We start from the raw sequence: 13,886 nt of genomic DNA on the forward strand, positions 1-13,886 counted from the left end.
CTCCGGTGACAGATTCGGATGTTGATGTTGCAGGGTCGCAGGCTGACGCGGGTCAGCCTGTCAGCTCGACGCCGGAATCGGCTCGACGCGGCGCGGCGCGTAGGTTTCCCAACCGCTACAGCCCGGGCATTGCCAGTAGAAAAGGCGCGCGCGGAACCCGCAGTTCTGGCAGGTGTAGCGCGGCAGATTCTTGGTGCGCTGCTGGATCAGCTTGCGCATGAGTTCCAGCTCGCTGCGGCGCGGCTCCTCGGCGCTGGCCTGCTGCGCTTCGAGCAGACGCGTCATGCCGGCGAGATTCGGCGACTTCTGCATCTGCGTGCGCGCGAGCGTGTGGGCCGCTTCGGGGCCGTTGAGCTCGGCAACATATTTATAGGCCACATCGAGCAGATCGTTCGACGAATGCCGGTCGACCCAGTCGGTGAGCAGTTTCGCGCCCTCGGGCGCCCGGCCCAGCGTTTCGTAGGCCTTCATGATCTTCTCGGCCACGAGCGGCAGATAGGCGGGATTCTGCGGCTCGACGCGCTTCCACTGCGTGAGCGCCGACTGCGCGTCGCCGCTTGCCGCATCGACGTCGCCCGCGAGTATCGTGGCGCGCACGTTCTGCGGGTTCGCCTTGAGCGCGAGGCCCAGCTGACGGCGCGCTTCTTCCGGATTCTTGCGCTGCAGGGCTTCCTGCGCGAGTTCGCAATGGAACTGGGCGATTTCGAGACCGAGCGGCTGCGCGCCCATGGTTTCGAGCTGGCGCGCGGTGTCGATCGAGCGGTTCCAGTCCTTCTCGATCTCGTAGATCGTGAGCAGCGCGCGCTGCGCGCCCTGCGCGTAGTCGCCCGACTTGAGCGTGCCGAAGGTTTCCTCGGCGCGGTCGAGCATGCCGGCCTTCAGGAAGTCCTGACCCAGTTCATAGAGCGCGTGGTCGCGCTCGTTCACGGGCAGGTCAGCGCGCGAAAGCAGATTCTGATGCACGCGGATCGCGCGATCGGTTTCGCCGCGGCGGCGGAACAGGTTGCCGAGCGCGAAGTGCAGTTCGACCGTTTCCGGATCGAGCTTGGCGACTTCGATGAACGCGTCGATTGCCTTGTCCGGCTGTTCGTTGAGCAGGAAATTCAGGCCGCGGAAATAGGAGCGCGGCAGGTTGGCGCTTTCGGACAGCAGCGCCTTGAGGTCGTAGCGCGACGCCATCCAGCCGAGTGCAAACGCGACGGGAATGACGAGGAGCCACCAGAAATCGAGATCCATGCGAGCGATGGTTTGAGGTTACAGGCCACGCGCGCGGGCATGCGCGCGCAGCGGGTCATTCGAATCAGATGAGCGGCGGCAGCGGCGGTTCAGCGACAACCACAGGCGTTTCGCGCGCCGTGCGCAACTCACGCTTGAGGCGGCCGTTTTCCATGCGCAGCCGGAAAATCGCCGGCAGCGCCGAAAGCAGCCCAGCCAGCAGGCCGACCACAAAGAACGCCAGCCCGATCAGGATAAGCGGGGCTTGCCACGCATAGCCGGCCAGAAAGTTCAGCGTCGTGGTTTGCGTGTTGGCCAGTGCGAGCACGAGCAGCAGCACGAAGACCAGCACACGGATCACCCAGGCGATCAATCTCATGAAGGATTCTCTTGGCAGTTGCGGGAGAGCGCCGGCGCGGCCGGCTTGCTGCGCCGCAGCAAAGGACGCGCCGAAGTGTCCCGTATTGTAATGGAACGGCCCGCGACCCGGCACGTGCGCGAAGCCGCACGGTGACGTGAACAAGGCGGGACGACAAGAACACCTTACACGGCCTCACGCGGCCTGACACCGCGAAAGGCACACGCCTCGCCGCGAATGCAAAAAATGTGGACGAAAAAAAAGCGCCGGGTTTCGAAAAACCCTGCGCTTTCTTCGGTCCATGCACTGGCCATCTGGCATTGACCGCCAACGGCTGTAACCGCTGCAATTACCTTGCGGCACTTACAGATCGTCGTCCGGCTCTTCCGCCTTCAGCGGTTCGCCCGAACGACGGTCCACGCGCTCGCGCAGCTCCTTGCCCGGCTTGAAGTGCGGTACGAACTTCTCAGGCACCAACACTTTTTCACCCGACTTGGGATTGCGTCCGACACGCGACGGCCGGCGATTCAGTCCGAAACTGCCGAAGCCGCGAATTTCGATGCGATGGCCCTTGGCAAGCGCCTCGGACATCGCATCGAGCATCGTTTTGACCGCGAAATCCGCATCCTTGAGAACAAGTTGCGGAAATCGCGTAGCCAGCTGCGCGACCAATTCAGATTTGGTCATACTTCAGCTTGCCCCCGTTTGAGGCTTACTGGTTCTGGCCGTCGAGCTTGGCCTTCAGCAGCGCGCCGAGGTTGGTCGTGCCGGTAGCAGCCGCACCCGTGTCCGACGACATGCTGCGCAGGGCTTCCTGCGTTTCAGCCGAGTCCTTCGCCTTGATCGACAGGTTGATGCCACGCGACTTGCGATCGATGTTGATGATCATCGCGTTGACCTTGTCGCCTTCCTTCAGCACGTTGCGAGCATCTTCCACGCGATCTTGCGCGATTTCCGAAGCACGCAGGTAGCCTTCGACGTCAGCGTTCAGGGTGATAACTGCACCCTTTGCGTCGACCGACTTGACCACGCCGTCAACCGTCGAACCCTTGTCGTTGACAGCAACGAAGTTGCTGAACGGGTCGCCTTCGAGCTGCTTGATACCCAGCGAGATGCGTTCCTTCTCGACGTCGATGCCCAGAACCACGGCTTCGACTTCGTCGCCCTTCTTGTACTTGCGAACAGCTTCTTCGCCCGTTTCCGACCACGACAGATCCGAAAGGTGAACCAGACCGTCGATGCCGCCCGGCAGACCGATGAAGACGCCGAAGTCGGTGATCGACTTGATTGCGCCTTGCAGCTTGTCGCCCTTCTTGAAGTTGCGGCTGAAGTCATCCCACGGGTTCGGCTTGCACTGCTTCATGCCGAGCGAGATGCGGCGGCGGTCTTCGTCGATCTCGAGGACCATGACTTCGACTTCGTCGCCCAGCTGGACAACCTTCGACGGAGCAACGTTCTTGTTGGTCCAGTCCATTTCCGACACGTGAACCAGGCCTTCGATGCCCGATTCGACTTCGACGAACGCGCCGTAGTCGGTGATGTTCGTGACCTTACCGAACAGGCGCGTGCCCGACGGGTAACGGCGCGAGATGCCTTCCCACGGATCGTCGCCCAGTTGCTTGATACCGAGCGAAACGCGGTTCTTTTCCTGGTCGAACTTGAGGATCTTGGCGGTGACTTCCTGGCCAACCGACAGAACTTCCGACGGGTGACGCACGCGACGCCATGCGATGTCGGTGATGTGCAGCAGGCCGTCGATGCCGCCGAGGTCCACGAACGCGCCGTAGTCGGTGATGTTCTTGACCACGCCGTTGACGATCGCGCCTTCCTTCAGCGTTTCGAGCAGCTTTGCGCGCTCTTCGCCTTGCGTGGCTTCGATCACTGCGCGGCGCGACAGCACGACGTTGTTACGCTTGCGGTCGAGCTTGATGACGCGGAATTCGAGGGTCTTGCCTTCGTACGGCGTCGTGTCCTTGACCGGACGCGTGTCGACGAGCGAACCCGGCAGGAACGCGCGGATGCCGTTGACCATGACGGTCATGCCGCCCTTGACCTTGCCCGTGATCGTGCCGGTCACGAGTTCGTTGTTGTCGAGAGCCTTTTCCAGCGACAGCCACGAAGCCAGGCGCTTCGCCTTGTCGCGCGACAGGATCGTGTCGCCGTAGCCGTTTTCCAGCGCGTCGATCGCGACGGAAACGAAGTCGCCCGCCTGCACTTCCACTTCACCCGCGTCGTTCAGGAATTCTTCGAGCGGAATATAGGCTTCGGACTTGAGACCAGCGTTGACGACCACGAAGTTGTGGTCAACGCGCACGACTTCGGCGGAGATCACTTCGCCGGCGCGCATGTCTTGGCGGGTCAGCGACTCTTCGAACAGAGCCGCAAAAGATTCGGTATTCGGGGTGGAGGTTTGCAGGTCGGACATAAAAATCTGGATTTGCATGGTTTCTGCTGCCAGTTCAGCCAGTTTTGGCTGGTTGGGCGTTGAGGCCGGACGCTTACGTTCGCGGCGCAGATGCAAAAGCCATACGGGGTTAAAGGGTTAAGACACGCCCTGCTTCCCAGCAGGGCACCACTACATTTACTGCAACTGCTCTACTGCATTCTTACTGCGACGCCTTAGACCTTACCGTGTGCTTCCGTGTGGCGCACCGGCAGGTTCTGGTACCACTGCACGACCTGTTCGACCGCCTGGTCGATGGACAGCGCCGAGGTATCCAGCAGCTTCGCATCCGCTGCGGGCTTGAGCGGCGCGGCTGTGCGATTACTATCGCGCGCGTCGCGTTCACGCAAATCCCGGAGCAAGTCATCCATATTAGCAGAAAATCCTTTTTGGATCAATTGCTTATGCCGGCGGGCCGCGCGGGCCTCTACGCTGGCCGTCAGGAACACCTTCAGACCGGCGTCCGGGAAGATCACCGTGCCCATGTCGCGGCCGTCGGCGACGAGGCCCGGCAGCTTGCGGAACGCCCGCTGACGGGCCACCAGCGCGGTGCGCACGGACGGATGCGCGGCGATCATCGAGGCGCGGTTGCCCACTTCCTCGGCGCGGATGTCGTTCGACACGTCGACGCCGTCGAGCTGGGCCGTGCCTTCGCGGAACGTGATGTGGAGATCGTCGATCAGCCTGGCGAGGCCATCGGCGTCATCGGCGGCAATGGTGTAACGCATGCTCGCCAGCGCGGCAAGGCGATACAGCGCGCCACTGTCGAGCAGGTGAAAGCCGAGATGCGCGGCGACCAGCGTGGCCACCGTGCCCTTGCCGGAAGCGGTCGGGCCGTCGATTGCGATGACGGGCGTCGGGTAAAAGGGACGGGTCGATTTCATGCGGCGAAGTTACTCGTCTCTCGAAGAATCAAGGTTGCGCGAGCGCCAGGAAGCGCTCGAAATAATCGGGGAACGTCTTGCCGACGCACTTCGGGTCGTTGATGCGCACCGGCACGTTGCCGAGACTCACGAGCGAGAAGCACATCGCCATGCGGTGATCGTCGTAGGTGTCGATCGCGGCGTTCGGCGTCAGCTTTTCGGGCGGGCGCACGATCAGGTAATCCGGACCCTCTTCCACGTCGGCGCCCACTTTACGCAGTTCCTTGGCCATCGCGGCGATGCGGTCGGTTTCCTTCACGCGCCAGCTCGCGATATTGCGCAGCGTGGTCGCGCCGTCGGCGAACAGCGCGGCGACGGCGATCGTCATGGCCGCATCGGGGATCAGGTTGAAATCCATGTCGATGGGGTCGAGCTTGCCGTGATCGTTGCCGATCCCGCGCACTTCGATCCAGTCGTCGGCCACCGTGACGTTCGCGCCCATTTTCATGAGCGCCGCCGCGAACGCGACGTCGCCCTGGATGCTCGAACGGCCCACGCCTTCCACGCGGATCGGACCACCGCCAATGGCGCCGGCCGCCAGGAAATATGACGCGCTGGACGCGTCGCCTTCCACCATGATCTTGCCCGGCGATTGATAGCGCACGCCCGCCGGCACTTCGAAGCGATGCCAGCCGTTGCGCTCGACCTTTACGCCGAAGCGTTCCATCAGCTTGATGGTGATTTCGATATAGGGCTTCGAGATCAGTTCGCCGTCGATTTCGACGATGGTCACGCCGCCTTCGGCGCGCACCAGCGGCAGCGTCATCAAGAGCGAAGTGAGGAACTGGCTCGACACGTCGCCGCGCACGCGCACCGGCGCGCTCACATTGATCTGCGCGGGACGGATGCGCAGCGGCGGATAACCTTCGTTCTCTTCGTAATCGATCTTCGCGCCGATCTGGCGCAGACCGTCGACGAGATCGCCGATCGGGCGCTCGTGCATGCGCGGCACGCCGTGAATGCGGTAGTCGCCGCCATTGACCGCGAGCGCCGCCGTCAGCGGACGCACCGCCGTACCGGCGTTACCGAGGAAAAGATCCGCGCGCACCGCCTGAAACGCGCCGCGCGTGCCCTGCACGACGCAGGTGTCGCCGTCGCGCTTGAGCTTCACGCCGAGCTTTTCCAGTGCGTCGAGCATCACGCGCGTGTCGTCGGAGTCGAGCAGGTTCGTGATCGTCGTTTCGCCTTCGGCCAGCGCCGCGAGCAGCAGCACGCGGTTCGAGATGCTCTTCGAGCCAGGCAGGCGGATCGTGCCGGACGCACGGGTGAACGGTCCGAGATCGAGGTGTTCCATGAGCGTGTCCTGATGTTGCTGTGCGTTGCGGCGTGGCGCGAAATGGCCGTGCCGCATGACTGATGCCTTACTTGTCGGGTCCTGCCTGCGACGCCTGCTGTGATGTTTCCGCGGGCGCGCTCGCGCGCTTGCCGCCGCGTTCCTGCCACGCCTCGCGCGCCGCGCGCGAGCGCGCGAACACGGTTTCGAGCGCCCCGCCGTCACCGGCGTCGATGGCCGCGCGCAACTTCACCAGCACTTCAGTGTAGGCGTCGAGTTCCGCGAGCAGCGCCGTGCGGTTCGCCAGGCACACGTCGCGCCACATTTCCGGGCTCGACGCGGCGATGCGCGTGAAGTCGCGGAAGCCACCCGCCGCGAACGAGAATTTCAGCTCGGCGTCGGGCGTGGCGAGAATCTGGTCCACCAGCGCGAACGACAGCACGTGCGGCAGATGGCTCACCGAAGCGAACACGCGGTCGTGCTGCTCCGCGCTCATCTGGCCGATCACCGCGCCGGTCGCGCGCCACATCTGCGCGATGCGCTCGACATCCGCCGCCGCGTTTTCAGGCAGCGGGCACAGCACGACGTTGCGGCCAACGTACAGATCGGGCAGCGCCGCTTCCACGCCGCTCGACTCGCGCCCCGCGATCGGATGGCCCGGCACGAACTGGCCGATGCGCGCGCCCAGCGCCGCACGGGCGGCTGCGATCACGTCGCTCTTGGTGCTGCCTGCATCGGTGATGATGGTCTGCGGCTGGAGGTGCGGCGCGATGCGTTCGAGCAGCATCTGCGTCTGTGCAACCGGTGCGGCGATCAGCACGAGATCCGCGCCGTCGAGCGCTTTGGCCAGCGCCGCTTCGTCGTCGAAAGTCGCGGCGGCGTCCACCACGCCCAGCTCCAGCGCACGCGCCACCGAATGCGCGCGACGGCCCACGCCGATTACCTCACCCTGCGCACCCTGCCCGCCAACCGCGCCAGCGCCGCGCTCACGCAGGCCGCGCGCAAGCGATCCGCCAATCAGGCCGACGCCGAAAATCACCAGCTTCTTGAAAGAGAACGCGCTCACGCCATCACCGAATAGAGAAAGTTTGCGCGCACACGAGCCGTGCGCGCGCCTGGCGCTCAGCGCGAACGCGGATACGAACCGAGGATCTTGAGGAACGCAGCCTTCCTGCCGAGTTCGTCGAGCGCGGCGGCCACGGCCGGATCGTCGCGATGCCCTTCGAAATCGATATAGAAGTAATACTCCCACGTGCCGACGCGCGCCGGACGCGATTCAAAACGCGTCATCGACACGCCGTGGCGCGCGAGCGGTTCCAGCAGCTTGTAGACCGCGCCCGGCTCGTTCTTCACCGACACGATCATCGAGGTCTGGTCGTTACCCGACACGCCCGCCGGCTGCTTGCCGATCATCACGAAACGCGTGCGGTTGTGCGGATCGTCCTGGATCAGCGCATTGGCGATCAGGAGGCCGTAATGCGTGGCCGCGCGCTCGCCCGCGATGGCGGCAACCGTCGGATCTTCCGACGCGAGGCGCGCAGCTTCGGCATTGCTCGACACCGCCTGACGCTCCAGATGCGGCGCGTTCGCCGTGAGCCATTGCTGGCACTGCGCAAGCGCCTGCGGGTGCGCGCACACGCGCGTCACCCCGTCGAGCTTGCCGCTTTGGGTCATCAGGTTGTGCTGGATTGGCAGCGCGATTTCACCGCCGATCATGAGCTGCGTCTGCAGGAACAGATCGAGCGAGCGCGACACCGCGCCTTCGGCCGAATTCTCGACCGGCACCACGCCGAATTCGGATGCGCCCGACTCGACCGCGCGAAACACTTCGTCGATCGACGGGCACGGCAAACCTTCGATCGACTGACCGAAGTACGCGTACATCGCCTGTTCGCTATAGGTGCCGACCGGCCCGAGGAACGCGGCCGTAATGGTCTTTTCGAGCGAACGGCTCGCGGCCATGATCTCGCGCCAGATCGCGCTGATGTGATCGTTGCCAAGCGGCCCGTCGCTCAGGTTTTGCAGGCGCTCGATCACCTGAAGCTCGCGCTCCGGGCGAAACACGGGCGCGTTGAAGTGCTTCTTGACCTCGCCCACTTCGAGCGCGACCGAAGCGCGCTGGTTCAGGAGCGCGATCAACTGCGCGTCGATGGCGTCGATGCGCTCGCGCAACGGCTTGAGTTGTGAATTGAGTTCGTCGTCCATGCGTGAAACCGGCAATCTGGAAGGATAAATTCGAAGCAGTGCGACACCCGTATCAGGCGTGCTTTGCCTCGAATTCCTTCATGTACTCGACAAGTGCCTGCACTGCTTCGAGCGGCACCGCGTTGTAAATCGACGCCCGCATGCCGCCGACGGACTTGTGGCCCTTCAGCTGCAGAAGCCCGCGCGCCTTCGCGCCGGCCAGGAAATCATCATTACGTGTTTCGTCGGCGAGGAAGAACGGTACGTTCATCCGCGAGCGCGCGCGGCGCTCCACCTTGTTGACGAAGAAGCTGCTCGCGTCGATCGTGTCGTAGAGCAGCCCTGCTTTTTCGATATTGCGCGCTTCGATGGCTTCGAGGCCACCCTGGCGCTTCAACCACTTGAACACGAGGCCCGCGATGTAGATCGCGTAGGTGGGCGGCGTGTTGAACATGGAATTGTTGGCGGCGACCGTCTTCCATTCGAACGCCGACGGGCAGATGGGCATCGCGTGTTCGAGCAGATCCTTGCGCACGATCACGACCGTCACGCCCGCCATGCCGATATTCTTCTGCGCGCCGCCGTAGAGCACGCCGTATTTGGCGATGTCCATCGGGCGCGACAGGATGTGCGACGAGGCATCCGCGACCAGCGGAATATCGCCAAGATCGGGAATTTCGAAGGTCTCGACGCCGTCGATCGTCTCGTTGGTGCACAGATGCACGTAGGCAGGATCGTCGGAAAGCTGCCATTCGCTGCGTGCCGGCGAATGCGTGAAACCGGCGTCAGTGCGACCCGTCGCGGCGATGTGCGAAGCGCCGTACTTGAGCGCTTCTTTCTGCGACTTCTGCGACCACGACCCGGTGATGACGAAATCCGCGCGCGGCTTCGCGCCGAACAGATTCAACGGCACGATGGCGTTTTCGCCGATACCGCCGCCCTGCAGGAACAGGATCTCGTGGCTGTCGGGGACCTGCATCAGATCGCGCAGATCCTGCAGCGCTTCGCGGTGAATCTGCATGAATTCGGGACCGCGATGGCTCATTTCCATCACGCCCATGCCGCTGCCGTGCCAGTCGAGCATTTCGTCGGCAGCCTGACGGAGGACTTCTTCAGGCAGTGCAGCCGGTCCGGCGGAGAAGTTGAAAACGCGCATCGTTTGGAGACCCCGAGGCGGGCGCTGCGGCGGTGGAGGCCGGACGCGCCGGAAAAAGAAAATGGCCGTCTGCGCTTATCGCGCAAACGGCCATTATCGCATTGTCGCCGGGAACCCGCCAACGCAGGCTCGCTGGCCAATGCGCGGCGCAATGCGGCTCGATCTGTCCCGCGTTTATCGCACGCTCAAACTGCTGCGGCGACGAACGCAATCAGCGAGAGGCGTGCTTACTTGCCCGGCTTGACTGCCGCGACTTCCTTGTCAGCCTGGTCGCGCGTTGCCTTGATCGATTGCGGCATGTACTTCTGCATCAGGCCGTTGACCACGTCGCGGCCAACCTGGTCTTGAACCTGGATGAACTTGCGGCCGGTCGGGCTGCGGTAGAACGACGTCAGGTCCTTGATTTCCTGCGTGCTGTAGTACTTTGCGTAAGCTTCGTACTGGGCTTCCATCGCGTCCTGCTTGAAGCCGTCCGTGTTGAAGACCTGGCCTGCGCCGTCAACCAGCTTCGGCACAGCGTTCTTCTGCAGCGTCGGGACAGAAGCTTGCTTCTGCTTGTCCGTCATCGTCTTGTTTTCCGACAGCGCGTCCGAGAGGATCGCCGGCACGAGTTGCTTGGCTTGCATCTGTGCGCTGTTGCCGATTGCGCCGACGAGCTTCTGCGCGTCGATTGCGTCCAGCAGGTCCTTGATCGCGGCTTGCTTGGCCGAATCGATCGGTGCCGGTGCAGCAGCTGCCGGAGCCTGTGCGGGCGCCTGGGAATTGAGCGCCTGAGCCATGGCAAACGTCGGCACGAGAGCGGCCAGCAACATAACCTGCTTGAATCGTTTTTGCATCATTACTCCCTCTGTGAAATTAATCGAATTGCCTGCCTGGCCGATGGCGGGGCGCGCCTGATATTGCCCGGTCACGGCCTGAACCGTCACCCCCGCGCCCGCTGCCCGATCCACCCGGCATCATTCAAGAACCGCAGCGTCGTCTGGCCTTGTTGGCCTTTACGTCACCGCCGGCAAATAACCCAAGAACAAACCCAAAAACAGCTTAAATATTTCCGCCAGCAAACCACAAGCGCCTGACACGAAGCGGCCCGCTCGCGCGGGCCGTTCAGTCCTGCGGGCGTAGCCTTACTCCTCGCTTTCGCCCTCGCCTTCACCTTCGGCGATATCGCCGTCGGCATCGGCTTCTGCGACCTGTTGCAGGCCCGAGAGCTTCGTGCCTTCGTCAAGGCTGATGAGTGTAACACCTTGCGTTGCGCGGCCCATTTCGCGAATCTCCGAGACGCGCGTGCGAATCAGCACACCCGTGGTCGTGATCAGCATGATCTGCGCTTCGGAGTCCACCAGCGTTGCCGCGACCACCTTACCGTTGCGCTCCGACGTCTGGATCGCAATCATGCCCTTGGTGCCGCGGCCGTGACGCGTGTACTCGGTGATCGGCGTGCGCTTGCCGTAGCCGTTTTCGGTGGCGGTCAGCACGGACTGCTGCTCGTCGCCGGCCACCAGCAAGGCGATCACCTGCTGGTTGTCGTCGAGCTGCATGCCGCGCACGCCGCGTGCCTCACGGCCCATCGGACGCACGTCGTTTTCGTCGAAGCGCACGGCCTTGCCGGCGTCCGAGAACAGCATCACGTCGTGTTCGCCGTCCGTGATGGCCGCGCCGATCAGGTAATCGCCGTCATCCAGACCGACCGCAATAATACCCTTGCGCAGCGGGCGGCTGAAGGCCTCGAGCGGGGTCTTCTTGACCGTACCGAGTGCCGTTGCCATAAAGACGAACTTGTCGGCCGAGAATTCCTTCACCGGCAGCACGACCGTGATCTTCTCGCCGTCCTGCAGCGGGAACATATTGACGATCGGACGGCCACGCGAGTTGCGCGAACCTTGCGGAACTTCATAGACCTTGACCCAGTACACGCGGCCACGGTTCGAGAAGCACAGGATGTGGTCGTGCGTATTGGCGATGAAGAGCGTGTCGATCCAGTCGTCGTCCTTCATCGAGGTCGCCTGCTTGCCGCGGCCGCCGCGCTTTTGCGCGCGGTACTCGGACAAGGGCTGCGACTTCACGTAACCCGAATGCGACATGGTCACGACCATGTCCTGCGGCGTGATCAGGTCTTCGGTGTTGAGTTCCGTGGCGTTCATCTCGATCTTCGAGCGGCGGGCATCGCCGAATTCGCTCTTGATCGAGGTGAGTTCCTCGGAAATCATGCTCGTCACGCGCTCGGGGCGCGCGAGGATATCGAGCAGGTCGGCAATCTGCGCCATCACTTCGCGGTACTCGCCGATGATCTTGTCCTGCTCCAGACCCGTCAGGCGTTGCAGACGCATTTGCAGGATTTCCTGCGCCTGCGTGTCGGACAGACGGTAGAGACCGTCGGTCTGCATGCCATATAGCGGGTTCAAGCCTTCCGGACGATAGGCGTCGCGGCCACCGGCCGTGGCGTTGTCCTGCTCCGCGCGCGTGAGCATCTCGCGCACCAGCGACGAATCCCACGACTGGTTCATCAACTCCTGCTTCGCGATCGGCGGCGTAGGCGCGGCCTTGATGATGGCGATGAAGTCGTCGATGTTGGCGAGCGCAACGGCCAGGCCTTCGAGCACGTGGCCACGTTCGCGCGCCTTGCGCAGTTCGTACACCGTGCGGCGCGTGAGCACTTCGCGGCGATGCGACAGGAAATGCTGGAGCATTTCCTTGAGGTTCAGCAGCTTCGGCTGGTTGTCCACCAGCGCGACCATGTTCATGCCGAACGTGTCCTGCAGCTGCGTCGCCTTGTACAGATTGTTGAGCACCACTTCCGGCACTTCGCCGCGCTTGAGCTCGATCACGACACGCATGCCACTCTTGTCGGACTCGTCGCGGATGTCGGAAATGCCTTCGAGCTTCTTCTCGTTAACCAGTTCGGCAATGCGTTCAAGCAGCGAACGCTTGTTCACCTGGTACGGCAGTTCGTCGACGATGATCGCCATGCGCTGGCCGCGATCGATTTCTTCGAAGTGCGTGAGCGCGCGCATCACGACGCGGCCGCGGCCCGTGCGATAGCCGTCGCGCACGCCCGCGACGCCGTAGATGATGCCGGCGGTCGGGAAGTCGGGCGCGGGGATGATCTCGATCAGTTCGTCGATGGTCGCTTCCGGCGTCTTGAGCAGATGCTGGCAGGCGTCGACAACTTCGTTGAGATTGTGCGGCGGAATATTCGTGGCCATGCCGACCGCAATACCCGACGAGCCGTTGATCAGCAGGTTCGGGATGCGCGCGGGCAGAATCAGCGGCTCGCTTTCGCTGCCGTCGTAGTTCGGCCCGAAATCGACCGTTTCCTTGTCGATATCGGCCAGCAGTTCGTGACCGATCTTCGCCATGCGGATTTCGGTGTAACGCATGGCCGCGGCGTTGTCGCCGTCGATCGAACCGAAGTTGCCCTGGCCGTCGACCAGCATGTAGCGCAGCGAGAAGTCCTGCGCCATCCGGACGATGGTGTCGTAGACAGCCGTGTCGCCGTGCGGATGGTACTTACCGATCACGTCGCCGACGATACGCGCCGACTTCTTGTAGGCGCGGTTCCAGTCGTTGTTCAACTCGTGCATCGCGTACAGCACGCGCCGGTGCACCGGCTTCAGGCCGTCGCGCACATCGGGAAGTGCCCGCCCGACGATCACGCTCATCGCGTAATCGAGATACGAGCGGCGCATTTCCTCCTCAAGGGAGATAGGCAGAGTCTCTTTGGCGAATTGATCCATTATCGATGTCGTTGTCAGGCACGCGCGGTGCTACCGGCAAAAGCCGCCGGAAGCCACGCTTTGCACCCTGCTGTCGCATGGACGCCGCAGACGCAGCGCAATCTTCCGATTCTATCATGCGCGGCACCCCCGCCCGCCGTCCGGGCGCGATGTGCGTATACCTATTAGAGGGGTGACCTGGAACGGCCCGTCAGCGGCTCAAAAACGCGTAGAACGACACAGCCAGTAAACGAATAATCCGATGAACATGACAGTCGCTCCCGCGCGACACGAAAACCGCGCATTTAGCATCTGAATATGACAATAAACAGATCACGCGACGAGGTCGCTTGCGCTTGCCCAACAACCAGGCACACTACCAGGAGATCGAGCGGGAACTTTTTGTTGCGGGTGTACCACATTCGACAAGCCCCAAAGAAAGGGGCGGATTTTTTTTATCGTTGGACGGGAACGATATGGCAAAATGCGAACGCACAAAGAGTTAGACACCGCTCGAAGTCTACACAAGACGTGCCCCACAACGCGCCAATGTTATACTTCGAGCAATGTATGACTTGTCTTCGTCATATGGCTCGCAGTAAACCTGCGGTAATCTCAATT

At 62.8% G+C, this 13,886-nt stretch carries 11 protein-coding genes; all 11 read right to left on the minus strand.

Annotated elements, in window-relative coordinates:
• Positions 1-60: 60 nt before the first annotated feature.
• The 11 genes from lapB to gyrA all read right to left on the minus strand — a co-directional run bounded on the left by lapB (position 61) and on the right by gyrA (position 13,286).
• Positions 61-1,236, minus strand: coding sequence for a lipopolysaccharide assembly protein LapB (gene lapB / locus F3J17_RS32020; protein WP_167069187.1), 1,176 nt, complete (start codon positions 1,234-1,236; stop codon positions 61-63).
• 64 nt (positions 1,237-1,300) lie between these two features.
• Complete coding sequence (locus F3J17_RS32025; RefSeq protein WP_167069190.1) at positions 1,301-1,594, minus strand: LapA family protein; 294 nt, start codon at positions 1,592-1,594, stop codon at positions 1,301-1,303.
• A 342-nt stretch (positions 1,595-1,936) separates the two neighbouring features.
• Positions 1,937-2,260 carry an integration host factor subunit beta gene (locus tag F3J17_RS32030; RefSeq protein ID WP_103707056.1) on the minus strand — a complete coding sequence of 108 codons (324 nt, stop codon included), beginning with the start codon at positions 2,258-2,260 and terminating at the stop codon, positions 1,937-1,939.
• 25 nt (positions 2,261-2,285) lie between these two features.
• Positions 2,286-4,016, minus strand: a complete 1,731-nt coding sequence (rpsA, locus tag F3J17_RS32035) for a 30S ribosomal protein S1 (protein ID WP_103707055.1) — start codon at positions 4,014-4,016, stop codon at positions 2,286-2,288.
• Positions 4,017-4,192: 176 nt separating this feature from the next.
• Positions 4,193-4,900: a (d)CMP kinase gene (gene cmk / locus F3J17_RS32040; protein ID WP_167069193.1), complete on the minus strand. Its 708-nt coding sequence runs from the start codon at positions 4,898-4,900 to the stop codon at positions 4,193-4,195.
• 28 nt (positions 4,901-4,928) lie between these two features.
• The gene (gene aroA, locus F3J17_RS32045) at positions 4,929-6,233 is read right to left on the minus strand and encodes a 3-phosphoshikimate 1-carboxyvinyltransferase (RefSeq protein ID WP_167069196.1); all 1,305 of its coding nucleotides are present in this window, start codon (positions 6,231-6,233) and stop codon (positions 4,929-4,931) included.
• A 67-nt stretch (positions 6,234-6,300) separates the two neighbouring features.
• Positions 6,301-7,338, minus strand: a complete 1,038-nt coding sequence (locus F3J17_RS32050; protein ID WP_205195060.1) for a prephenate dehydrogenase/arogenate dehydrogenase family protein — start codon at positions 7,336-7,338, stop codon at positions 6,301-6,303.
• Positions 7,335-8,417 carry a prephenate dehydratase gene (gene pheA, locus F3J17_RS32055; RefSeq protein ID WP_167069202.1) on the minus strand — a complete coding sequence of 361 codons (1,083 nt, stop codon included), beginning with the start codon at positions 8,415-8,417 and terminating at the stop codon, positions 7,335-7,337. Before pheA ends, F3J17_RS32050 begins: the two co-directional genes overlap by 4 nt.
• A gap of 52 nt (positions 8,418-8,469) precedes the next feature.
• A complete protein-coding gene (gene serC / locus F3J17_RS32060; RefSeq protein WP_167069205.1) occupies positions 8,470-9,552 on the minus strand; it encodes a 3-phosphoserine/phosphohydroxythreonine transaminase in 1,083 nt (360 codons plus the stop codon).
• 227 nt (positions 9,553-9,779) lie between these two features.
• Positions 9,780-10,388 (minus strand): DUF2059 domain-containing protein, encoded by a 609-nt coding sequence (locus tag F3J17_RS32065; RefSeq protein WP_167069208.1) that lies wholly within the window; start codon positions 10,386-10,388, stop codon positions 9,780-9,782.
• Between the two features lie 288 nt (positions 10,389-10,676).
• Positions 10,677-13,286 carry a DNA gyrase subunit A gene (gene gyrA, locus F3J17_RS32070; RefSeq protein ID WP_167069211.1) on the minus strand — a complete coding sequence of 870 codons (2,610 nt, stop codon included), beginning with the start codon at positions 13,284-13,286 and terminating at the stop codon, positions 10,677-10,679.
• Positions 13,287-13,886: the final 600 nt, after the last annotated feature.

Source organism: Burkholderia sp. Ax-1719 (assembly GCF_011753055.1).
GTDB lineage: Bacteria > Pseudomonadota > Gammaproteobacteria > Burkholderiales > Burkholderiaceae > Paraburkholderia.